This is a genomic window from Flavobacterium cyanobacteriorum (assembly GCF_002251835.1).
GTDB classification, from domain to species: Bacteria; Bacteroidota; Bacteroidia; order Flavobacteriales; family Flavobacteriaceae; genus Flavobacterium; species Flavobacterium cyanobacteriorum.
In genome coordinates, this window is the sequence record NZ_NOXV01000306.1 from 26,843 (window position 1) to 48,830 (window position 21,988).

The following is a 21,988-nucleotide window of genomic DNA, read 5'->3' on the forward strand; positions in this document are numbered from 1 at the left end:
ACTATAGCGGCTATTGCAGTTCGATATACTGGACATAGATTCCTAACAAAATATGCCAAAAGGAATAATGCCCCAGCCTTAAGGCCAGGGAGGCCAGGAAACCTGCGTTTTTATAATAGACTGCCTGAAGATAGTTCATCAAAAAGCCGGTCACCAGGGAATAACTTACAAACCATAATTCCCCGCCAGGAAGTTGTTCCAGCGGCTCCCTTAGCGAACTCAGCAGTATGGCTGACCATAAAAATATGTTGAAATACCTCCCACCCCATAACCATTTGCCTATAAGTAACATGAGTGTAATAGGGATGAGCCTGTAAAAAACTTCTATTTCAAAAGCCCCGGAAAAATAAAGGAAAACAGAGTACGGAAAAGGCTGAAGGAAGGGCGGTAACTCCGTATAAGGCGCGGGATGCATTATTAACTTAATGACAATTATATCAAGCAAACCAAATAGGGCACCTATAATGGCCGGCCACAGGAACCTATGCCTGTTTGAAATTTGCTGTTCAAAAAAGTTAGGTAAACAAACCCCGGATTGCCAAAATAAAAACGGGACGCCTACAAGTAGCAACAGTATGTTCCGGAAATCCCAAATACGAAGGAACGAATAGTTATCCCTGATAGCGTTACCATAAATAATCCCAGCAACCGCAATTACAAGAAATAAGGAATATATTACAAGATTCAGCCGTATTTGTTTCGTTGATATAAGGCTTTTGATCATGACCCGGTTTTTTTGTCTTGATTTGATGCTACTCCAGCCTGATTTTTTATTTGAAGCAAAAATAATCAATTATGTAATATTTATAATCCAAAAAGTTGAACCAGGCGCCTGCATGAGAGGTTGGGTTTACAAACAGGCCTGTAAGCCTGAATTTAGCCCCGATAGAAGCGGCATCCTCCCTGCCGCCTTAAGCGCGGCGGCGGGGAGATAGAGCTGATAGCGGGAACGGGCGTATACAAAACAGCCTGTAGCCAGTGCTCCTGAATAAATTAAATCAGAGCCTATCAGCTATATAAAGGCATGACAACCAGAACATTGGTATAGCTTCTACCCAGAACAATGTGTACATTTTAGGCCTTTTTGGGTGTGCATAGACCGTAAACAGGGCCACTGCCAGCACCAGCAGCACATTTACAACAAGCTGTTTTTTGTCTGTAACTGTTTTAAAAAGCTCTAAAATGTAAAAAATCAGTAACAGGGCAAGATTAAAAATTTTGGTTTTCGTTACTCCAAATACCTGTGGCAGGGTTTTCAGGTGGGGGTCATCTTCATCCAGATCAATTATTTCAAATATAAGGATAAGGATAATTACCAGTAAAAAACGCTGTACGAACTTAAGGTAAACATCCGGGTAAGGCTCTACCCCCGCGTTGAGCAGGGGCATAAGCAGCGTAACCCCCGCCCAGCATAATGCAACAATATATATTTTGATGCCACTCCAGTTGCGCAGGTTGGTCTGCTCAGGAAAAAAAGGGACCGTATATAATAATGTAAGCCCTAAAAATACAATGGCTATAATTTGTGCCGCCGCGGCCAGGTAAAAAAATGCTACGCCGGCCACAGCAAGGGCGGCAAGGCTCAACCCCATAATAACAGCAATCCGTGGGCTTTTAGGTTTCTTTAACCGGTACAGGCTTTCATATTTGGTGAAGTTATAGCCGCACAGCGTACCGCAAAAAGCAAATAACGCCACAGGAAGGCTAAAGGGAAGGCCAAACATATGGTTAGTCATCAGGACAAGGCTCAGCACGGCAACTGCAACATGCACACTTCCATATATATAGATTGTAAAAGCCTGCCTTAATAGTTTCATCGTACAAAAATAACGAATATGGCAAAGGGAGGCTCGTAAAGTTGAAAAATTCACAAAATTGCCCTTTCAAAAGCATTTTAATTTGAACATAAATAACTAATTTTGTGCTTTTAAACAACGCAAGCGATAAACATGAAAACAGATGCATTTGCTTTAAGGCACATTGGCCCGCGTGAGCACGATATTCAGCACATGCTGAAAACCATTGGTGTCGAATCTATGGAACAGCTTATATATGAAACCCTGCCGGATGACATCCGCCTGAAGGCACCCCTAAGCCTTGACCCGGCCATGACGGAATATGAGTATCTTAGCCACATAGGGCAACTGGGCCATAAAAATAAGGTGTACAGGTCTTACATTGGGCTTGGCTACCACCCGGCCATTGTTCCGGCCGTTATTCAAAGGAACATCTTCGAAAATCCGGGCTGGTATACCGCCTATACCCCCTACCAGGCCGAAATTGCACAGGGACGCCTTGAGGCACTGCTTAACTACCAGACAACGGTAATTGAGCTTACCGGCATGGAAATAGCCAACGCATCATTGCTTGATGAAGGTACCGCTGCCGCAGAAGCCATGGCTTTGCTTTTTGACGTACGCACCCGCGACCAGAAGAAGAACAACGCCAACAAATTTTTTGTTTCCGGAGAAATACTGCCCCAAACCCTTTCGGTACTGCAAACACGTTCTACCCCTATCGGTGTTGATCTGGTAATAGGCAATCATGAAGATTTTGATTTTTCAGAGGAGTTCTTCGGGGCTATCCTTCAATATCCCGGTAAGCATGGCCAGGTGCATGATTATGCAGGCTTTATTGCAAAAGCAAAACAAAAAGAAATTAAAACAGCCGTTGCTGCCGATATATTAAGCCTTGTGAAGCTGACACCTCCCGGCGAAATGGGTGCCGATGTTGTGGTGGGTACGACCCAGCGTTTTGGTATCCCTATGGGTTACGGCGGGCCCCACGCGGCTTTCTTTGCTACTAAGGAAGAGTACAAGCGCAGCATGCCGGGAAGGATTATTGGTGTGACTATTGATGCCAATGGCAACCGCGCCCTACGCATGGCGCTGCAGACACGCGAGCAGCACATTAAGCGCGAAAAGGCTACTTCAAACATTTGTACAGCACAGGTGCTGTTGGCTGTAATGGCGGGTATGTATGCCGTATATCACGGTCCAAAAGGCCTGCAGTATATTGCTGACAAGGTTCACGCCGCAGCTGTAACAACCGCTGATGCGCTTAATTCCCTGGGCTTTTACAATACTAATCCTGCTTTCTTTGATACCATCACGGTTAAGGCGGATGCTGCAAAAGTAAAAGCTGCCGCAGAGAAGAAAGAGATAAACTTTTACTACGTAAATGCCGGAACCGTTTCAATAGCTTTTAACGAAACAACATCGCTACAAGATATTAATGATATTATTGCCATTTTTGCTGAAGTGGCAGGAAAACCTGCTGAAGCAGTTAAGGAACTGGCAGATGCATCAGCCATACCGGCCGCGCTGGGCAGGACGAGTGAGTTCCTGAAGCATGAGGTGTTCAACAGCTACCACAGCGAAACGGCCCTGATGCGTTACATTAAGAAGCTGGAGCGGCTTGACCTTGCACTAAACCACTCTATGATAGCATTAGGCTCCTGCACCATGAAGCTGAATGCCGCAGCCGAAATGCTACCACTTAGCATGCCCCAGTGGAACAACATACACCCCTTTGCCCCTGTGGAGCAGGCGGAAGGCTACCAGCAAATGCTTAAAAAACTGGAACAGCAGCTTAATGTAATAACAGGTTTTGCAGGCACTACCCTACAGCCTAATAGCGGCGCCCAGGGCGAATATGCCGGGCTCATGGTTATACGTGCTTATCATGAATCACGCGGTGAAGGCCACAGGAATATAGCGCTAATACCGGCATCGGCCCACGGTACCAACCCGGCTACTGCTAATATGGCCGGCATGCAGGTAGTGGTTACAAAAACATCTGAAAACGGTAATATTGATGTGGATGATCTCAGGGCAAAAGCAGCGCAGTATAAAGACAGCCTTGCGTGCCTTATGGTCACCTACCCTTCAACACACGGGGTTTATGAAGCGTCAATAATTGAAATTACGAAGATTATACACGATAACGGCGGACAGGTATATATGGATGGCGCCAACATGAACGCGCAGGTAGGGCTTACTAACCCTGCTACTATTGGCGCTGATGTTTGCCACCTTAACCTGCACAAAACATTTGCCATCCCGCACGGTGGCGGTGGCCCGGGCGTAGGCCCTATATGCGTGGCCCAGCACCTTGTACCTTTCCTCCCGGGTAATCCCGTAATAGCTACAGGTGGCGAAAAGGCCATTACGGCTATTTCGGCAGCACCGTGGGGCTCGGCCCTTGTATGCCTAATTTCTTATGGCTACATCACTATGCTGGGCGCAGAAGGGTTAACGGCCGCAACCGAAAATGCCATACTCAACGCTAATTATATTAAAGAAAGGCTTAACGGCTACTATGAAACGCTGTATACCGGCGAAATGGGACGTGCCGCACACGAAATGATCTTAGAGTGCCGCCCTTTCAAGAACAATGGCATTGAGGTTACGGATATAGCCAAGCGTTTAATGGACTATGGATTCCATGCGCCTACGGTATCATTCCCGGTGGCAGGCACACTTATGGTTGAGCCTACAGAGAGTGAAAACCTTGAAGAGCTTGACCGTTTTTGCGATGCCATGATAGCCATACGTAAAGAAATAGACGAGGCCTCGGCCGAGGATAAGAACAATGTCCTTAAAAACGCACCGCATACACTGGCAATGATTACGGCTAACGACTGGAACATGCCATACACAAGGGAAAAAGCAGCTTTCCCGCTGGATTACCTTCGCGAGAATAAATTCTGGCCGGGTGTACGCCGGGTTGATGATGCTTACGGCGACAGGAACCTGGTTTGTTCCTGTGCTCCTATTGAAGCTTACATGGAAGAGTAATTTTTACCTGAGATATTGTAAAACCACGAATTTCACTGTTACAATTTGTGAAGTTCGTGGTTTTTGATTTAATCATTTTGTACTGGTGGCTCATATTTATCTGCCTTGCTAAAGGATTGACAACTGTATTTATGGTAACCTGTACCTTTAGTGAACGGACTGCCGGAAATGTACGCAACCGGGTTTTAGCCCTGATGGGAGCGGCATCCTCCCTGCCGCCCGCTTTCGCGGCAGGGAGATAGAGCGCACAGCAGGAAAAAGCTCCTAAAAATAGTAATGAAGGATATAGAGGTGTACAGAATTACACCCCTGAGCGTCATGTAAAAGAAAAACTTACTGAAGCGCATTTTGATACCTGGCTAGCCCATTTTAATACTACTGTTGATACTCTTTTTAAAGGTGAAACAGCAGAGAAGGCAAAACCCGCGCCATGAATATTGCCACTATCCTAAAAATTACGGCCGGAATTTTTTGATAATTATAATTTCCGCCTGTTTCGTAACCAACAAATTATCTTTTCATTAATTTTATATGCACGCATACTAAAGTGGTGATGTATAGTATTATAATTAGTAACTTAGTATAAAAATAACCATGAATATAAGAATCACAGGATCAGGAAGCTATATTCCCGGCAGGGCCGTAAAAAATTCGGATTTCAGCGGGCACGTTTTCCTGGATGATGACGGTACGCTGCTGCCTTATTCAAACGAAGTAATATCGGGTAAGTTCAGGCAGATTACGGGTATAGAAGAACGGCGTTATGTAGAAGAAGGCCTGCTTACATCGGATATAGGCTTCTTTGCAGCGCAGAAAGCCATTGAAGATGGGGATATTGACCCCGAGACACTGGATTACATCATTTTTGCACACAATTTTGGGAATGTAAAGCACGGGGCTATACAAACGGATATATTGCCCAGCCTTGCTTCGCGCGTAAAACACAGCCTAAGGATAAAAAACCCGCGATGCGTGGCTTATGATATATTGTTTGGGTGCCCGGGCTGGGTGGAAGGTGTTATACAGGCGCAGGCTTTCATTAAAGCCGGAATAGCCCGGCGGTGCCTAGTTATAGGCGCAGAAACATTAAGCAGGGTTGTGGATCCGCATGACCGTGACAGCATGATCTATTCAGATGGGGCAGGCGCCAGCATTATCGAACTCAGCGAGGAAGAAGGCGGTATCCTGGCGCATGAGACGGCAACCTACACCTACGAAGAAGCCTATTTCCTGTTCTTTGGCAATTCTTTCAATAAAGAACACGACCCGGATGTCCGGTATATAAAAATGCATGGCCGTAAAATCTATGAATTTGCGCTTAACCACGTGCCTCAGGCCATGAAAGCCTGCGTTGACAGGAGCGGGATACAAATTGCCGACATTAAAAAAGTACTTATCCACCAGGCCAACGAAAAAATGGATGAAGCTATTGTGCAGCGTTTCTTTAAGCTATATGGCTTCACACCTGCAAGGCATATTATGCCTATGTGCATTGGCAAGCTTGGCAACAGCAGTGTGGCCACCATACCTACCCTTTATGACCTGATGGTCAAGGGGCGGCTTGAAAACCAGACGCTGAGTAAGGGAGACGTTATTATTTTTGCTTCAGTAGGTTCCGGGATGAACATTAATGCTATTGTGTACCGGATGTAACTACAGCGGCAGAATTTTGTCGACCCAGCGGTTTAGCTGCCAAACCAGCTTCATCCTGTAGGCCACAATAACATTGATAGCAAGCGAAAGGCCGGTTTTATAAACAAGGTTGAACAGGTGGGACCGGGTATCAGGCAAATAATAAACACCCAACCCGCACAATAGGAATATAATGCCGAGCTGCAGGAATTTAGCATCAAAAGGCAGGAGCCCAAACTTTTTGTAAATGAAAGCCAGCTTAGCCATGTTGAAAAGCGTCATTGACAGGAAAGAAGCATAAGCTACCCCTATAATACCAAGGCCTGTATAACTGAGAAAGTAAATGTTTAACCCCACATTGAGCACTATCAGTAATAACACCGCGATAAGGTTAAAACGGTAATATCTTGAATAGGTTATAATCTCGCCATTAAATCCTGTAGCCATGTTTATGAGCACGCTAAAGCCGAGTATTTGTATTACAGGGACAGAACCCTGTAATTTATCTGAATCGGGGAGCAGGCTGAACAGGTCGTTAATACCGAAAAAAATACAGCTATACAATACTGCCCCGATGAAGAATAAAAGCCTTGCCACCTCTTTATATTTCATGTCCAGCTCCTTCATATTATGGTTTTGGAGATAAGATGAAATGATGGGCGCATAGAGGGCAAACATACCTACTGCCGGAATTTGTAGTGTAGAGGCCAGGGTAACACCATTACTAAAAATACCGTTAGCCTCTACCGATATAAATTCGGGGATAATAATGCCATCAATCCTGAAGGCCAGTAATGAGCCCAGGCTTCCGGCAAACGAATACAGGCTATACCGGAAATAGTCTTTCCTGGAAATTGTACCGAACAGGGTTTTAAACCTATAGTTAAACCCCGGCCTGAACCTTTTGAACAGATAGATTGCCGTCAGTAAAAAAACAGCCCCATAACCCCCAACATAAACCAAAATGGATTCCTGAACACTGAATATATGGCCCAACAGTAGCAAAAAGGCAAGCGGCAGCACTATTTTTGGTATTATCCGCTCGTACAATGTTGGTACGGCAATACGCTGCAGGTCCTGCGCCTGCTTTTTAAAAAGCTCTATAAAAGCAAGGGATACGGCTATGGGAAAAGCGTAATATAACAGTCCTGAATTTTCATATTCTGTAAAATGCCCCACTGTAATAACCAACAGCAATACACCCAGCGATATTGCTGAAACAGAGGCAATGCTGTAATTGAAAAGCTGGCGGCGGTGCTTTTCATCAAGGGCAGGGTAAAATTTGATCAATGCATGCGATGCCCCCAGTACCATAACCGGAAAGATGGTTTGTGCTATACTGTCTATATACCTTATAGTGCCTATAAAAGCGAGGTCTTTTGGGTAGATGAACATTACTGACAAAATACCAATAGCTGTCCCGATGTAATTAATTACAGAAAAAAAGAAAAGCTGTTTTGCTGAGGCCTTCCTATCCATTACCTTTAGCTTTTTTACGGGCAGTGGCAATGGCGCCTGCCTTAATAACACAGGACAGGTAATAGCTGAACAGCTTAAAAAAAAGGCTCACAGCTTTACTGGTGCCATAATGCCTGCTGAAGTATTTTGGCAGCCCGATAACTTCCCTGAGGGCAAGTATATGGGCAGCGGTAGTGCTTAGATTTATATCGAGAAGCGTAGAGAGTATTTTATATCGTGACTGGATAATATCTTTACCGAAGTTGCGCCTTATTACCCGGTCATGTACAATTTTAGATGATGCATCAATCCCAATAACAAAGTTGTGGTACCTTACCCTGCCGCAATAATTCCTGTCTTCACCATAATGGCCGAAAAGCGGCTCAAACAAACCTGTTCTCTCTATACATTGCCTGCTTAGCATCCATGCGGCAGCATTAACAAAAGGTACAAACGCTATAGTACCCTTTTCTGAAGATTTCCTGTTATAATATACAGCAAAATTTCCATCTAAAGTAATCCCGTCAGCACTGTAATGCAAAGGGCTCAGCAACCCTATTAAAGGATCGGCTTCCATTTTTGATACAAGCCCGGAAACTGTATCCTCAAACACCCATGCATCCTGGTTAAGCAGGAAAACATAGTCAGCCCCCTGGGCCAACGCCCTTTTCATACCAATGTTATTAGCCTTCCCAAAACCAAGGTTTTCAGGTGCCTTTATAAGGTCAACCGGATATTTCTCAAGTAGTAAAGCGGAATCGTCAGCAGAATTATTATCAACGGCAATAATATGGACAGGATATGATGACGCTAACAGGGAAGTTATGTTCTTATCTATCCACCGGGCACCGTTGTAAGTAACAATAACTACAAAAACTTTCTTATTCAATGTTTCCGCTTTTCTGATAAAGCAAAAATAGGGATATTTGCAACTACTTCTGTATCCAAATGAAATATTACGTAATCATTCCGGCACATAACGAAGAGGCATTTATTGGCCGTACATTAGAGTCGGTTGCCGCGCAAACCGTTCTGCCCGATAAAGTAGTGGTGGTAAATGATAACTCTACTGATGCCACCGCGGCTATTTGTGCCGCTTATGCCGGAAAATATACCTGGCTTTCAGTCATAGAAAAATCTTCAGGGGCCATACACCTGCCGGGCAGCAAAGTGATACAGGCCTTTCTGGCAGGCTATGAAACCCTTGATGAAGATTATGATGTTATTGTAAAACTTGACGCGGACCTCGTACTGCCGCCTGATTATTTTAAAACAATCCTTGAAATTTTTGCAGCAGATGAAAAAGCTGGTATGGCAGGGGGGTTTGCCTATATTGAAAAAAACGGCGAGTGGGTGCTGGAAAGCCTGACAGATAAAGACCATATACGCGGGGCATTCAAGGCTTACCGCAAAGAATGCTTTTTACAAATAGGAAAAGTAAAGCCGGCTATGGGCTGGGACACTGTTGATGAGCTTTTGTCCCAATATTATGGGTGGAAGGTTATCACAGTAGATACCCTAAAAGTAAAACACCTGAAGCCTACAGGAGCTAATTACAACAAGGCCGCACGGCACAAACAGGGCGAAGCTTTCTATACACTGGGCTATGGTTTCATTATCACGGCCATTGCTTCGGCAAAGCTTGCCATGCGGAAAAAGAAGCCGCTGCTTTTTATAGACTATATTGCCGGATTCCTCAAAGCATGGGCTGCCCGCACACCTTTACTGGTCACACAAGGGCAGGCAGCATTTATAAGGCATTATCGCTGGCAAAAAATGAAACAGAAACTCTTTTAACCCGAATTGTATTAAAAAACTATTTAGTACACGACAAAAAATATAATTGATTAAAAATCAATAAAATANTTTTTTAATTTCTAAAACCCCCTGTGTTGTGAATTGCTTTCAAAATTGTACCTTTAAGGGATTATTCACAGGCAAGTTCTTGACGGTGGTGCGCGAGTAACAGTTGTGAATTGCTTTCAAAATTGTACCTTTAAGGGATTATTCACAGGTTNTGAATATTTTGACCCATTACTTTATAAGGAACGGTATAAAATCGAAAGGGCAAACGCCTGGATGGATAGCTTTAGGTCGTTGTTAAATCGATTTGACACAACAACCGCAAGCTGGTTAGGCTTTAATTACCTGGCTTTTACAATCATCGCACTAAAGAAATTTAATAAAATAAAAGTTTAAACCACTTCACCATCAAAAAATTAGTATATTAGCGGACTGCTAAATTAATTTTTTATGAAAAAAATCTACTTCTTGTTGTTCATTTCAGCAATTTTCGCTTCATGTTCTTCAGGCGATGACAGCACTCCCGCCGATAATGGTAATAATGTTTCGCCAGGAGATTACATGCCTCTAACCACCGGAAATTACTGGGTATATGATGTCCAAAATACACAGCAACAGGGCCGCGACTCACTTTATATTACGGGTGACATAAATATCAACGGAAACAGCTATAAAAAATTTACCACATTGAATCTTCCAGTAGGCCTTTTTAGTAATGCCATATACAATGACGGTATTCGCAGATCCGGTGACAGGCTGTTGCTCACCGGCAACTTTGACTTCGGTTTCTCAGAACAATTCTCCATAAGTATTCCTGTTAATGAGTTCACAATACTTAAAGAAAATGCTTCACTGAACCAGGTATTGTCATCCGTATCAGGATCCTTAACGCAGCCGTATAATGGTTATGATGTAAAATTTGACTACACCCTGACCTCAAGGGCAAAAGAACATCTCGCGTCCTATACTGTGAACCAGGATACCTATAATGATGTAAAGAAAGTGGCCACTGTACTTGCACTGAAAATTACAGCTATGGTACCTGTTGATGGTATAGGGGTTTTTCCTGTAACTATAATGCAAAACCAGGATGTCGCTGTGTCTCACCAATATTATGCAAAAAATATAGGCGTAGTAAACGTAGTCACAAATATCAGCTATCAGCTTTCTGATTTCTCGCAATTTGGTTTGCAGCTACCCCTGCCGCAAAGTGGCTCTGAACAACAGCAGGAAGTGCTTGACCACTACCTGGCACAATAGGCTGCGTGGCTCCTCAGTTAAGATGTTAAATATTTTACAATGTATTATCCTTACGGTTTGTAACGATATATATTTGTGTGAAAAACCAACAAAAATATTATGAGGAGACTATTTTTAACAGCCTTTTTGCTGACAGTATTGGCAATAGGCGCAAACGCACAGGACAGTAAAAATGCATTAGGTTAAGGCTTGGAGATAATGACGGGTTTGGCGGTGAGCTGTCATACCAACGGTATTTTTCGCCTGCCAACCGGCTTGAACTGGATCTTGGCTGGCGCGACGCAAAATACTATGATGCCGTAAAACTAACAGGTATTTATCACTGGATATGGAATATCGAAGGCGGATTTAACTGGTATGCCGGTGTAGGTGGCGGTTTGGGGACATGGGAATATGATAATAATAATCTTCCAAACTGGGCGGATGGTGATGATGACAGTGGTACCTTTGTTTTTGTTGCGGGGAATATTGGCGTTGAATACAATTTTGATTTCCCGTTGCAGCTTTCGCTGGATTTCAGGCCTGAGATTTATTTTGGAGATGAATTCCGGGAAGATGATTTTGCCGCGGATATTGCACTTGGTATACGCTACAAATTTTAAGTATAATAAACAAAACGCCCCGCAATACGCGGGGTGTTTTTGTTTAGTTCCGTATCAGCTTTTTATACTTTATGCGCTTGGGCGTGAGGTCTCCCCCCAGGCGTTTCCTGCGGTTCTCTTCATATTCTGAAAAGCTGCCTTCAAAGAAATACACTTCAGAGTTTCCTTCAAAAGCCAGGATGTGTGTACAAATCCTGTCCAGGAACCACCGGTCGTGCGATATAACCACGGCACAGCCTGCAAAGTTTTCCAGGCCTTCTTCAAGGGCACGCAGTGTATTTACATCAAGGTCGTTGGTAGGCTCATCCAAAAGCAGCACGTTGCCTTCCTCTTTTAGCGTCATGGCAAGGTGCAGCCTGTTCCGCTCACCACCGGACAACGTGTTGACTTTTTTATTCTGGTCGCTGCCGCTAAAATTAAAGCGGCTAAGGTAAGCGCGGCTGTTTACCTGCCTGCCACCCATCATAATCAGTTCCTGGCCGTCGCAGAAGTTTTCCCATATCGTTCTATCAGAATTGATATTGGAATGCGATTGGTCTACATACGCTATTTTAACCGTATCGCCCACCATAAATTCTCCCTTGTCGGGTGTTTCTTCACCCATTATCATCCGGAAAATGGTTGTTTTACCGGCTCCGTTAGGGCCTATTATGCCTACTATACCGGCCTGTGGCAGCGTAAAGTTCAAGTCTTCATAAAGAAGCTTGTCCCCAAATGCCTTCGCCACGCCTTTGGCTTCTATAACATTGGTACCCAGCCTGGGGCCGTTAGGGATATATATTTCCAGTTTCTCATCAAGCTGCTTCTGGTCTTCATTCAATAACCTGTCATAATTTTGCAAACGTGCCTTTTGTTTAGTCTGGCGGCCTTTAGCGCCCTGGCGTACCCATTCAAGCTCGCGCTCCAGGGTTTTACGGCGCTTGGAGGCTGTTTTCTCTTCCTGCTCCAGGCGTTTGGCTTTCTGGTCAAGCCATGAGGAATAGTTTCCTTTCCACGGGATACCTTCTCCCCTGTCCAGCTCCAGTATCCAGCCGGCCACATTATCCAGGAAGTAGCGGTCGTGCGTTACGGCTATTACGGTACCGGCATAGTGCTGCAGGTGCTGCTCCAGCCACAGTACGCTTTCCGCATCAAGGTGGTTGGTAGGCTCATCAAGCAATAGCACATCAGGCTGCTGAAGCAATAAACGGCAAAGCGCCACACGCCTTTTCTCACCGCCCGACAGCACTTTTATTGGAGTATCAGGTTCCGGTGTACGCAGGGCATCCATGGCTATTTCCAGTTTGGTATCGAGTTCCCAGGCATTACTGGCATCAATTTTATCCTGAAGTTCTGCCTGGCGGTCCATGAGCTTCTGCATTTTGTCGGCATCTTCATATACTTCAGGAAGCCCGAACATATCGTTTATCTTATTAAACTCGTCCAGTATAGCTACTGTTTCGGCGACACCTTCCCGTACTATTTCAATAACGGTTTTATTCTCGTCAAGCTGCGGCTCCTGCTCCAGGTAGCCAACGGTATAGCCCGGTGCAAAAACCACATCGCCCTGATAGCTTTTATCAACGCCGGCAATTATTTTTAAAAGGGTGGATTTACCGGAACCGTTGAGGCCCAGGATACCGATTTTGGCACCATAAAAAAAGCTTAGGTAAATATCCTTGAGCACCTGCTTGTTTGCCCCCTGGTAGGTTTTGCCCACGCGGGACATGGAAAATATTACTTTCTTATCGTCTGACATGTTAATATTGTTTGTTGCGCAAATATCGTAATTTATCCTGATATACCTATTACTTGCACAACCAAACAATTTAGCTTTTATTTGAGGCATGAATTACCTGGTTTACCTTACTTATGGAGGAGAAGATTTTTACAATGAAGCGTTATATTCGCTTTTATCATACTATAAGTATCATACAGTTGATGAAAATCAGGTAGTATTATATACTGATAATTCAGCATTCTTTCGCAGGCACCTTCCGGAACTTGTGTGTTATATTGATATTGGTGAGGAACAGATAAAGCACTGGAAGGGCAGTATAAATTTTATACACAGGGTTAAGGTTAAAGTATTACAGGATATTACACAAAGGTTCAGCGGAAACTTCCTTTACCTTGATAGTGACACCTACTTCAAAGAAAATATTGCTGGATTATATATAAAAATAAGCAATGGAAATCTTGTATTTGACCGCTGTGAAGGAAGGCTTATAGATAATCCCGGCGGCATTGCGGCGAAAATGAGGAAATTTATTAAGAAAGAAAGCAGCTTTATTATTCCTTCTTTTGCAGAAGCAGTTGAAATAGATGAAACATTTACAGTTTGGAATGCCGGTATAATTGGGTTTGATTCGGCTGTGGCAGAGGAATTATTTAGGGTTGAGGAGCTTGTTGATGTATTATATTTAAAGAACCCATTGTTTGTAATGGAGCAGATTGCGTTTAGCTACTTCTTTCAAAAGATTAAACAACCTGTCGCTGCGGAAAGTTATATCCACCACTACTGGTACTTCAAAGAATTCAGGAAGGTGCTGCAGGAATTTTTTAATTATCATAAAGATAAACCTTTTCTTCAGCTAAAGGACGAGTTACATAAAATTGACCCGCAGTACCTTTCCTCTGAAAAAAGGGCTTATAAAAAAATGACGTTTTGGCAAAAGCAGTGGCAAAAAATATCTAAAGGCCGCAAATGGGCTATCGGGGAGTATACCCTTTAGCTACACCCTGCCTTTAAGCGAACTGAATACCCAGGCTATGGCAAAAAAACCTACGCCTACAGCCGAAAACCCCCAGCCTGCTACATCAGCATAGCGGTAAACGCCTAGCCCGATAAGTAACAGCCCCATCAGTATCATTATAAGGGTAGCCCACCCGAGGATGGAATTTTTATTCATTCCCATTTTGTAGTAGTTTTTGTTAGTGTGCGGGCGCAAATATCGGAAAATTCCGCTAATCCGGTTTTAATATAAGGAATCTTTGCAAAATTAAATGTATTAAGTTTTACGGAAGTATGTATTACAGCTTTTAAATACTTTAACAGAGTTAATTAAAAATCTTAACCAGCATTTCTTTTAACAGGTCCGCCTGTGATACTGAATTGGCGCCAACCCCTTTGCTTTTAACATCAATATCCCGTAGGGCGGCCACAACAGCGCTTACTTTTTTCATCGGGTAATTGCGCAGGGCGATATCATAATCTTTTACAAAATAGGGGTTAACTTTTAGTGTTTTAGCCACATTGGAAGGGCTTCTGTCTTTAAGCCCATGATATTGCAATAATTGGGAAAAGAACCCGAATATAAGCCCGGTTGTCATAACAAGTGGATTATCTTTAGGGTTCTGTGCAAAGTAATCAGCAATTTTATAGGCTTTCAGCTGGTCTCTTTCCCCTATTGCCTTCCGCAGCTCAAAAACATTGTAATCTTTACTTATACCGATGTTTTCTTCAATTACGGCAGGAGTTATGGCGCTGCCCTTAGGAAGAATAATTTCCAGCTTTTCAAGTTCTTTATTTATCCTGCTCAGGTCAGTGCCTAAAAATTCCACCAGCATAGCTGCAGCTTTAGGCTCTATGCTATATTGCCTGCCTGCCAGCACACGTTTAATCCAGTCGCCAACCTGGTTTTCATATAGCTTCCTGCTTTCATACACCAGCCCGTTCTTATCAATCAGCTTGATTAGCCTTTTGCGTTTGTCCAGCGTTTTATATTTATAAGCCAAAACAAGAACGGTAGTGGGCTGTGGGTTCTCCGCATAATGTTCCAGTTTTTCAATAGTGCGGGACAGTTCCTGGGCTTCTTTTACAATTACTACCTGCCTGTCTGCCATCATGGGATAACGCTTTGCATTAGAAATTATTTCTTCAACAGTTACATCCTTGCCATAAAGCACCATCTGGTTAAAGCCTTTATCTTCTTCGGAAAGAACGTTCTCTTCAATATATTCCGTAAGCTTATCTATAAAGTAAGGCTCTTCACCCATAAAGAAATAAATGGGCTTAATGTGGCCCTGCTTTATTTCATTTACAATCTTAACGACTTCGTCCATGTTGCGGTTGCTCTAAAAGTCCTAAATTTGCCTGATGCAAAAACTGAACTTCCCTGATTATAATTTCCGTTTCAAAAATAGTGAAAATAAGGTGGCTATTTTTGATGGTATCCGCAAAAAGTTTATAATCCTCACACCCGAGGAATGGGTGCGCCAACATGTGGTACGATTTCTTTGTGAAGAAAAAAAATACCCTCTCTCGCATGTAAATGTTGAAAAAATTATCAAAATTAACGGTTTAACTAAACGTTATGATGTTGTTGTTTTTCAGCCGGATGGTACCATTCATATTTTAGTTGAATGTAAGGCTCCTGATGTTGCTATAACCCAAAATACCTTTGACCAGATTGCCCGCTACAATATGCAGATAAACGCTTCGTACATGATGGTGACCAATGGCTTAAATCATTATTTTTGCCAGATGGACTACAACCTGGGGGAATACCGTTTCCTGCGCGATATACCTGCTTATAATGAATAATATAGCCGTAGTGATACTAAACTGGAATGGTAAAAAACTGCTGGAAGAGTTTCTTCCTTCTGTTATGAATCATTCGCCTGAAGCAGTTATATATGTTGCAGATAATGCTTCTACAGATGATTCTGTTGCTTTTGTAACGGCTAATTTCCCCGATGTAAAAATCATACGGAATAATGGTAATTATGGCTATGCTGGGGGGTACAACAAAGCGCTTGAAGAAGTTGAAGAAGAATACTACGCGCTGGTGAACAGCGATGTTGAAGTAACAGAAGGATGGCTGCGCCCTGTGCTGGCACTTTTTGAATCCGATCCTGAAACGGCCATTATCCAGCCGAAGATACTGGACCAGAAAAATAAAATAATGTTTGAATATGCCGGTGCGGCAGGCGGGTTTATTGACAGGTTTGGCTATCCTTTTTGCCGTGGGCGCATATTTAATACTCTTGAAAAAGATAAAGGCCAATATGATGATAATACAGAAATTTTCTGGGCTTCGGGTGCCTGCTTTTTTATACGTCGAAATGTTTACAGGGAATTAAAAGGCTTTGATGAAGATTTTTTTGCACACCAGGAGGAAATAGACCTTTGCTGGAGGGCATTTAACCTGAATTACAAGATTCGCTTTTGCGGGAGCACTGTAATTTACCATGTAGGGGGTGCCACGCTTAGCAATACCAATCCGAGGAAAACTTACCTGAATTTCCGTAACTCACTGCTGATGATGACAAAAAATCTCCCTTCAGGGCAACTGCTGCCCGTACTTTTCCTGCGGCTTTGCCTTGACGGGCTTGCAGGTGTACAGTTCCTGCTGCAGGGAAAACTATCCCATATTATGGCAATTATCAAAGCTCATTTTAGTTTTTATGCTTTATTTTCAAAATTTTTAAGTAAAAGAGAATCAAAGCAATACCGCAATTATTATAAAATAAACAGTATTGTAATCAAATATTATGTATTAAATGGCAGGATTTTTGATAAAAATATTTAACAATACTTTATAGACAATTTCGTTAGTCATTTATACTGTAATCTGTAATTTTGTTAAAATTTAAATTTTAAATTTATGAGAAAAGCCATTTTATTAGTCACTTTGGCAGCATTTACGCTGACTTCATGCGGTAGTAAAAAGAAAATCGCCGAGCTTGAAGCTAAGAACAAAGAAATCCAGGACCTGCTTAACAGCGCTACTGTAAAGCTCAACACCTGCCTGGCCGAAAAAGAACAGATGGCCCAACGTATCGAAGACCTCAGGCAGACCAACAACCAGCTTATCACTACGAAAGACCAGATTACCACCTTATCATCTAAAGGCGCCGAAAACCTTGAAAGGACTCTTGAAAGCCTTAAGGAAAAAGATATGAAGATAACAAGGCTGCAGGACGCGCTTACCCGTAAAGATTCGGTAACTGTGGCCCTTGTAACAAGTATTAAGCGTGCTGTTGGTATTAACGACCCCGATATTGAGGTTAATGTGGAAAAAGGCGTTGTTTATATCTCTATAGCTGATAAACTGCTATTTAAGAGCGGTAGCTATGAAGTTAGCGACAGGGCTAAGGAAATACTTGGCAAAGTGGCAGCTATTGTTAAAGATAAGCCTACTTTTGAGTGCATGGTTGAAGGCCACACTGACAATGTGCCTATTAAAAACCCTGTACTCCAGGATAACTGGGACCTGAGCGTGAAGCGTGCCACATCAATTGTAAGGGTGCTGCAAAGGGATTTTGGCATAGAGCCACAAAGGCTTGTAGCTTCAGGGCGTGGCGAGTATGTACCGCTTGAAGCAAATACTACTGCCGAAGGCCGTGCCAGGAACAGGAGGACCCGTATCCTTGTGCTGCCTAAAATAGACCAGTTTTATGACATGATTGAAAAAGAAATGAAAGGGCAGCCTACCGGCGCTTCAACAGGCTCTGGCAGATAACATGATTAATATGCCTCAATGATATTGTAAATACGGCTGCCGGTGGCAGCCGTATTTTTTATTGTTTAATCTGTTCAGAACCGAAATCCTGGTCCTGTTCGTCAGTAAGCCTTCTTTTGTTTTTATCTTCAAGGGAAACTGAATCGGTGCTTTTATCCCCTTCATTATTATTAAGCAGGGACGCATCATCGTCTTCAGGATCTTCTGATTGGGTCAGTCGGTTTTGGTGCTGCTGGAATTTACTATTCTCAAGCTCCTCATTCCTGTCCATGTTTTCACTTGCCTCTCTGTTTGCTTCCTCTTCCCTTAGCTCCTCATTGCTTTTATTACTGTTTTCCCCGGTTTGCATATAGCATATTTTAATGTTTATACCCAAAAATACCAAACATAAAAAAGCAGGTGTTATAAAGGAGCGTTAATATTGCTTTTGCGGTATCTTAAACCTGCGCTTAAACCTGTAGATAAAGGGGCTGTTTGTTATTAGGCCTGTAATGCAGATGAGCATCAGTATGATTAGTAACATGAAATAAATTACGCCGTTAAGATACTTTAAGGACGGAAAATCGGTGATTAGCGAATAAAGTGTGATTGCAAATACAATCGCCGATGATATAAAACTGAAGATTTTCATAATCCTTAATTTTAATATTAATTTTTTTTTTAAAAGAAAGGACCATAGAGGCGCCTTCAGATTGACGTATTTTTCATGAAGGTAAAAAGTTATATTTACTATAAAAAATAGAAAGGGCTACTCCCTTAGTTCCCTGTAAAGATACTGAATTTTACTAAACCGGTGTTAATTAATTTTAAAATAATTACAAATAAACATTTAATAATCAGGGTGATACAATATTTGTAAGTTATTGCTTATTTTTAAACACCTGTGGTGAGCTAAAGATACGGTTGAAATAATTATTCAGGCATTGTATGTCAAGCTTAGACTGAGGGTCGTCTTTTAATACATTATTTTCGATAAAATAATTTTCCAGGTTTTGATCTTGATTATTGGGCAGGTTGTACCTTATATTATAGACACTGACACGATATTTGCCAGAACTTACCTGCACTTCAAAATTGAAACTGAACTCGTTACCCGTATATGCGGACGAACCTTTACAGGTGTTTCTGATAAGAGAACCAATGCCCTTATATATTTTTCCTTCGGCAGATGAAATACTAAGCCTTGGATGCCTTTTGAGTAGTAGCGGTACATTGGCTTCATTGCTTATAAAAACATTTTCCCACACAACCGCCTTGTTACTAATAACAAAATTATGCTCCTGTGCATGGCAGGTAGCTATAAAAAGCAATGTTACGAGAAGCGCTTTCATAAAAATAAGTCTGTACAAATGTAATTATAATTCTACTTGAGTGGTAGAATATTAATCACAATTTTTTACCTGTCTATTACAATAATTGTTACAATTTTTTAATTCTTTAATTTTCAAATTTTAATAAAACTTTAAGTATTTAGTATATTAAAAAAGGTGAAATTGCATAACAAATCACATTATCTACATTATGGCGACCAAAAGACAAAAAAACAGGTTAAAAGCATTAATGCAGTCAATCCTGAGGCATTATAGGCAGCGCCGGCTGAAGCGGTATTTTACAGCCTGATACACCACCCACGGCATCTTCACCCTTAATATCCTACGAGCTCAACAGTGGGGGTATTTTTTCTTTCCACTCCCCCAGCTTTTCACTAAACGATTTAGAAGCATTAGCCCCGCTTGGCGAAGGCAGTGTGGCATATTTTAAATTTTTAAACCCAACATATTTACTATAATAGGCAGCAGCATTTTTACTGGTAAATAAAACTGCTTTGATTTTTGGGTATTTTTCATAGAAGGCATCAAAATCATTCGGCACTTCGTTTTTGATATTACTGTCAAGGCTTCCCTCCCGCTCGCAATATTGCAGCACGTCCCACAGCGCTATTCGGTGCCTCACCAGCAGTGCCATTTTAGCAGTATATGCTTCATTATATTGTTCACCAAACACAGCGTAAAGCAATTTCCAGAACTGGTTGCCCCTGTTGCCGTAGTACTCCTGTAATTCGAGTGATTTTTCCCCAGGCATGGTACCCAGCAATAAAATTTCAGATGTATGATTAACAACGGGCGGAAAGGCTTTTTTCATATTCACAAAAATAGGACAGGAACAATGTATTCCAAAATTAAAACAGTCATAGTGTTGTAGTTAAATATATGTTATAGCCCTATTTTTATGATTTAATTAATATCACCGCCCTTAGCCATTGACTAAATTTGGATTAATAATGCCTTCACAAACATTATTTAATCGTAGAACATCCTAAAATAATCTGAATTATGAAATCAGCAACAAAATCATCATCAGACTCCAAAAGCAAATCCGCTGCAGGAGCCAGTAAAACAAAAACAGCCGCTTCAAAACCTGCCGGAACAAAATCAACGGCTTCTAAAACTTCAACAGCAACAAAAGCAGGCAAAATTAAAGCAAAACAAAGTGCTGCTGAAGGCCTTAGGGAGTTATATATTGACAGCCTTAAAGACATTTACTGGGCTGAAAAAGCATTACTGAAAGCATTGCCTAAAATGGCAAAGAACGCATCAACCGAAAGCCTTATAACGGCTATTGACGAGCATACCGCTGTTACTGAAGAGCAGGTGGCCCGCCTGGAAAAGGTTTTTGAGATTGCAGGCAAAAAAGCTACCGCAAAAAAATGCGAAGCTATGGACGGCCTTATAAAAGAAGGCCAGGACATTATGGAAAGTACTGAACCCGGGCCTGTGCGTGATGCCGGTATAATAGCGGCTTCACAAAAAATTGAACATTATGAGATTGCCACTTATGGCACCCTTTGCGCTTTTGCCAGGACACTGGGAGAAGAGGAAGCAGTAAAACTGCTTGAGCAGACACTAAACGAAGAAAAACAGGCTGATGCCACGCTTACAGAAGCTGCCTATAATGACATCAATTTTGAAGCAGCGGAAGAAGATGGCGAAGCCGCTGAATAAACCATTTATACCCTGACAAAAGAACATTTTTAAAATGCCTGGCCAATCAGGCATTTTTATTGTTCCTTAATGTGAAAACGGTATTAAAAATATAGGTTATAGCATGTTTTGTCACTAAATTAGAAAGCGGTAATTGTTTCAGTTACCGCTTTTGTTTTATCCAAAAGCAGTACTAACTTTTTAAAATAAAATTTAAATGAAAGCCATATGGAAAGGAAGCATAAGCTTCGGCCTTGTAAACATCCCTATAAAGCTCTATAGCGGTACAAACTCCCACAATATTGACCTTGACATGATCCGCCACAAAGATAAATGCCCCATTCAATACGTAAGGGTATGTAAAAAAGACGGTAAAGAGGTGCCATGGGAGGATATCGCTAAAGGGTACCGCAAAGAGAACGGCGATTATGTACTGCTTGATAAGGATGATTTTGCCAAAGTAGCCCCCGAAAAAACGCAGACCATCGATATTTTTGAATTTATAAAAGAAGAAGAAATCCCTTCAAAATATTTAGAAAAGCCATATATCGTTGAGCCTGCCAAAGAAGCTAAAAAAGTATATGCGCTGCTCAGGGAAGCGCTTAAAAAGTCTCAAAAGGTAGGGCTTTGCAAGTTTGTAATGCGCACAACCCAGCACCTCGGGATAGTAAAGGTTGAGGAAGATGCCATTTTACTGATACAGATACGCTTCAATGATGAGCTTCGCGACCCTAAGGAAGCTGAAATGATACCTACAGATATAACAATATCAAAAAAAGAGCTTGATATGGCCATGTCTATTATTGACCAGCTTACGGAACCTTTTGACCCCTCAAAATATAAAGACACTTATAAGGAGGAACTCATTAAAATGATTAAGAAAAAAGCAGCAGCAAAACCGGGACAAAAGGAACCTGCGCCCGTAAAGCGCAGGAAAACAGCAGCTGCAAAGGACGACCTGCTGGAACAGCTAAAAGCCAGCCTGGCCGCGATTAAAAGCTAATAGC

General features: G+C 42.2%; 22 protein-coding genes and 1 pseudogene. 12 read left to right on the plus strand and 11 right to left on the minus strand.

Annotated features, from left to right (window positions below; genetic code table 11):
• Positions 1–10 precede the first annotated feature (10 nt).
• Together CHU92_RS15330 and CHU92_RS15340 are read right to left on the minus strand one after the other, a co-directional pair.
• On the minus strand, positions 11–724 hold the full coding sequence (locus tag CHU92_RS15330; protein ID WP_094417138.1) for a hypothetical protein: 714 nt from the start codon (positions 722–724) through the stop codon (positions 11–13).
• A 274-nt stretch (positions 725–998) separates the two neighbouring features.
• Complete coding sequence (locus tag CHU92_RS15340; protein WP_094417142.1) at positions 999–1,817, minus strand: UbiA prenyltransferase family protein; 819 nt, start codon at positions 1,815–1,817, stop codon at positions 999–1,001.
• 132 nt (positions 1,818–1,949) lie between these two features.
• Between CHU92_RS15340 and gcvP the strand changes: the two genes are divergently transcribed.
• Both gcvP and CHU92_RS15350 read left to right on the plus strand, forming a co-directional pair.
• Positions 1,950–4,799 (plus strand): aminomethyl-transferring glycine dehydrogenase, encoded by a 2,850-nt coding sequence (gcvP, locus tag CHU92_RS15345; protein ID WP_094417144.1) that lies wholly within the window; start codon positions 1,950–1,952, stop codon positions 4,797–4,799.
• Between the two features lie 594 nt (positions 4,800–5,393).
• Complete coding sequence (locus CHU92_RS15350) at positions 5,394–6,452, plus strand: 3-oxoacyl-ACP synthase III family protein (RefSeq protein WP_094417146.1); 1,059 nt, start codon at positions 5,394–5,396, stop codon at positions 6,450–6,452.
• Here CHU92_RS15350 and CHU92_RS15355 read toward each other — a convergent pair whose 3' ends face one another.
• A complete protein-coding gene (locus tag CHU92_RS15355) occupies positions 6,453–7,910 on the minus strand; it encodes a lipopolysaccharide biosynthesis protein (RefSeq protein WP_094417147.1) in 1,458 nt (485 codons plus the stop codon).
• Complete coding sequence (locus CHU92_RS15360) at positions 7,903–8,778, minus strand: glycosyltransferase (protein WP_094417149.1); 876 nt, start codon at positions 8,776–8,778, stop codon at positions 7,903–7,905. The genes CHU92_RS15355 and CHU92_RS15360 overlap by 8 nt, the downstream gene beginning before the upstream one ends.
• 59 nt (positions 8,779–8,837) lie before the next feature.
• Here CHU92_RS15360 and CHU92_RS15365 point away from each other — a divergent pair, with 59 nt between their 5' ends.
• From CHU92_RS15365 to CHU92_RS16205, 4 genes and pseudogenes are all read left to right on the plus strand, one after another.
• Positions 8,838–9,686, plus strand: coding sequence for a glycosyltransferase family 2 protein (locus tag CHU92_RS15365; RefSeq protein ID WP_094417151.1), 849 nt, complete (start codon positions 8,838–8,840; stop codon positions 9,684–9,686).
• Positions 9,687–9,911: 225 nt separating this feature from the next.
• Positions 9,912–10,088: pseudogene (locus tag CHU92_RS15370) on the plus strand (IS5 family transposase); the annotation flags it as partial.
• Between the two features lie 54 nt (positions 10,089–10,142).
• Positions 10,143–10,952, plus strand: coding sequence for a hypothetical protein (locus CHU92_RS15375; protein ID WP_094417153.1), 810 nt, complete (start codon positions 10,143–10,145; stop codon positions 10,950–10,952).
• A 377-nt stretch (positions 10,953–11,329) separates the two neighbouring features.
• Positions 11,330–11,554: a hypothetical protein gene (locus tag CHU92_RS16205; protein WP_317044708.1), complete on the plus strand. Its 225-nt coding sequence runs from the start codon at positions 11,330–11,332 to the stop codon at positions 11,552–11,554.
• Positions 11,555–11,597: 43 nt separating this feature from the next.
• Here CHU92_RS16205 and ettA read toward each other — a convergent pair whose 3' ends face one another.
• Positions 11,598–13,292 carry an energy-dependent translational throttle protein EttA gene (gene ettA, locus CHU92_RS15385; RefSeq protein ID WP_094417155.1) on the minus strand — a complete coding sequence of 565 codons (1,695 nt, stop codon included), beginning with the start codon at positions 13,290–13,292 and terminating at the stop codon, positions 11,598–11,600.
• An 88-nt stretch (positions 13,293–13,380) separates the two neighbouring features.
• Between ettA and CHU92_RS15390 the strand changes: the two genes are divergently transcribed.
• Positions 13,381–14,268: a hypothetical protein gene (locus tag CHU92_RS15390; RefSeq protein WP_094417157.1), complete on the plus strand. Its 888-nt coding sequence runs from the start codon at positions 13,381–13,383 to the stop codon at positions 14,266–14,268.
• Here the strand turns inward: CHU92_RS15390 and CHU92_RS15395 are convergent, their stop codons facing one another.
• Positions 14,269–14,451, minus strand: a complete 183-nt coding sequence (locus tag CHU92_RS15395; RefSeq protein ID WP_094417159.1) for a CAL67264 family membrane protein — start codon at positions 14,449–14,451, stop codon at positions 14,269–14,271.
• 142 nt (positions 14,452–14,593) lie between these two features.
• A complete protein-coding gene (gene holA, locus CHU92_RS15400; protein ID WP_094417161.1) occupies positions 14,594–15,598 on the minus strand; it encodes a DNA polymerase III subunit delta in 1,005 nt (334 codons plus the stop codon).
• A 34-nt stretch (positions 15,599–15,632) separates the two neighbouring features.
• On the opposite strand from holA, the gene CHU92_RS15405 reads away from it, so the two are divergent.
• The 3 genes from CHU92_RS15405 (at position 15,633) to CHU92_RS15415 (ending at position 18,000) form a co-directional block, all read left to right on the plus strand.
• The gene (locus CHU92_RS15405) at positions 15,633–16,079 is read left to right on the plus strand and encodes a type I restriction enzyme HsdR N-terminal domain-containing protein (RefSeq protein ID WP_094417163.1); all 447 of its coding nucleotides are present in this window, start codon (positions 15,633–15,635) and stop codon (positions 16,077–16,079) included.
• On the plus strand, positions 16,072–17,067 hold the full coding sequence (locus tag CHU92_RS15410) for a glycosyltransferase family 2 protein (RefSeq protein WP_094417165.1): 996 nt from the start codon (positions 16,072–16,074) through the stop codon (positions 17,065–17,067). Before CHU92_RS15405 ends, CHU92_RS15410 begins: the two co-directional genes overlap by 8 nt.
• A 75-nt stretch (positions 17,068–17,142) precedes the next feature.
• Positions 17,143–18,000 carry an OmpA family protein gene (locus CHU92_RS15415; RefSeq protein ID WP_094417167.1) on the plus strand — a complete coding sequence of 286 codons (858 nt, stop codon included), beginning with the start codon at positions 17,143–17,145 and terminating at the stop codon, positions 17,998–18,000.
• 58 nt (positions 18,001–18,058) lie between these two features.
• Here CHU92_RS15415 and CHU92_RS15420 read toward each other — a convergent pair whose 3' ends face one another.
• The 4 genes from CHU92_RS15420 to CHU92_RS15435 form a co-directional block, all read right to left on the minus strand.
• Complete coding sequence (locus CHU92_RS15420) at positions 18,059–18,349, minus strand: hypothetical protein (protein WP_129583110.1); 291 nt, start codon at positions 18,347–18,349, stop codon at positions 18,059–18,061.
• A gap of 66 nt (positions 18,350–18,415) precedes the next feature.
• Positions 18,416–18,631, minus strand: a complete 216-nt coding sequence (locus CHU92_RS16070; RefSeq protein WP_094417171.1) for a hypothetical protein — start codon at positions 18,629–18,631, stop codon at positions 18,416–18,418.
• Between the two features lie 229 nt (positions 18,632–18,860).
• A complete protein-coding gene (locus tag CHU92_RS15430; protein WP_094417173.1) occupies positions 18,861–19,331 on the minus strand; it encodes a hypothetical protein in 471 nt (156 codons plus the stop codon).
• Between the two features lie 322 nt (positions 19,332–19,653).
• Positions 19,654–20,142 carry a DNA-deoxyinosine glycosylase gene (locus tag CHU92_RS15435; RefSeq protein WP_094417175.1) on the minus strand — a complete coding sequence of 163 codons (489 nt, stop codon included), beginning with the start codon at positions 20,140–20,142 and terminating at the stop codon, positions 19,654–19,656.
• 191 nt (positions 20,143–20,333) lie between these two features.
• Here CHU92_RS15435 and CHU92_RS15440 point away from each other — a divergent pair, with 191 nt between their 5' ends.
• Positions 20,334–21,002 carry a YciE/YciF ferroxidase family protein gene (locus CHU92_RS15440; RefSeq protein ID WP_094417177.1) on the plus strand — a complete coding sequence of 223 codons (669 nt, stop codon included), beginning with the start codon at positions 20,334–20,336 and terminating at the stop codon, positions 21,000–21,002.
• Between the two features lie 196 nt (positions 21,003–21,198).
• Complete coding sequence (gene ku, locus CHU92_RS15445; protein WP_094417179.1) at positions 21,199–21,984, plus strand: non-homologous end joining protein Ku; 786 nt, start codon at positions 21,199–21,201, stop codon at positions 21,982–21,984.
• Positions 21,985–21,988: the final 4 nt, after the last annotated feature.

What these genes read in the sequence shown, in the direction of transcription:
- CHU92_RS15330 (WP_094417138.1), bottom strand. Translation starts at nt 724, where the DNA reads ATGATCAAAAGCCTTATATCAACGAAACAAATACGGCTGAATCTTGTA.
- CHU92_RS15340 (WP_094417142.1), bottom strand. Translation starts at nt 1,817, where the DNA reads ATGAAACTATTAAGGCAGGCTTTTACAATCTATATATATGGAAGTGTG.
- gcvP (WP_094417144.1), top strand. Translation starts at nt 1,950, where the DNA reads ATGAAAACAGATGCATTTGCTTTAAGGCACATTGGCCCGCGTGAGCAC.
- CHU92_RS15350 (WP_094417146.1), top strand. Translation starts at nt 5,394, where the DNA reads ATGAATATAAGAATCACAGGATCAGGAAGCTATATTCCCGGCAGGGCC.
- CHU92_RS15355 (WP_094417147.1), bottom strand. Translation starts at nt 7,910, where the DNA reads ATGGATAGGAAGGCCTCAGCAAAACAGCTTTTCTTTTTTTCTGTAATT.
- CHU92_RS15365 (WP_094417151.1), top strand. Translation starts at nt 8,838, where the DNA reads ATGAAATATTACGTAATCATTCCGGCACATAACGAAGAGGCATTTATT.
- CHU92_RS15375 (WP_094417153.1), top strand. Translation starts at nt 10,143, where the DNA reads ATGAAAAAAATCTACTTCTTGTTGTTCATTTCAGCAATTTTCGCTTCA.
- ettA (WP_094417155.1), bottom strand. Translation starts at nt 13,292, where the DNA reads ATGTCAGACGATAAGAAAGTAATATTTTCCATGTCCCGCGTGGGCAAA.
- CHU92_RS15390 (WP_094417157.1), top strand. Translation starts at nt 13,381, where the DNA reads ATGAATTACCTGGTTTACCTTACTTATGGAGGAGAAGATTTTTACAAT.
- CHU92_RS15395 (WP_094417159.1), bottom strand. Translation starts at nt 14,451, where the DNA reads ATGGGAATGAATAAAAATTCCATCCTCGGGTGGGCTACCCTTATAATG.
- holA (WP_094417161.1), bottom strand. Translation starts at nt 15,598, where the DNA reads ATGGACGAAGTCGTTAAGATTGTAAATGAAATAAAGCAGGGCCACATT.
- CHU92_RS15405 (WP_094417163.1), top strand. Translation starts at nt 15,633, where the DNA reads ATGCAAAAACTGAACTTCCCTGATTATAATTTCCGTTTCAAAAATAGT.
- CHU92_RS15410 (WP_094417165.1), top strand. Translation starts at nt 16,072, where the DNA reads ATGAATAATATAGCCGTAGTGATACTAAACTGGAATGGTAAAAAACTG.
- CHU92_RS15415 (WP_094417167.1), top strand. Translation starts at nt 17,143, where the DNA reads ATGAGAAAAGCCATTTTATTAGTCACTTTGGCAGCATTTACGCTGACT.
- CHU92_RS15420 (WP_129583110.1), bottom strand. Translation starts at nt 18,349, where the DNA reads ATGCAAACCGGGGAAAACAGTAATAAAAGCAATGAGGAGCTAAGGGAA.
- CHU92_RS16070 (WP_094417171.1), bottom strand. Translation starts at nt 18,631, where the DNA reads ATGAAAATCTTCAGTTTTATATCATCGGCGATTGTATTTGCAATCACA.
- CHU92_RS15430 (WP_094417173.1), bottom strand. Translation starts at nt 19,331, where the DNA reads ATGAAAGCGCTTCTCGTAACATTGCTTTTTATAGCTACCTGCCATGCA.
- CHU92_RS15435 (WP_094417175.1), bottom strand. Translation starts at nt 20,142, where the DNA reads ATGAAAAAAGCCTTTCCGCCCGTTGTTAATCATACATCTGAAATTTTA.
- CHU92_RS15440 (WP_094417177.1), top strand. Translation starts at nt 20,334, where the DNA reads ATGAAATCAGCAACAAAATCATCATCAGACTCCAAAAGCAAATCCGCT.
- ku (WP_094417179.1), top strand. Translation starts at nt 21,199, where the DNA reads ATGAAAGCCATATGGAAAGGAAGCATAAGCTTCGGCCTTGTAAACATC.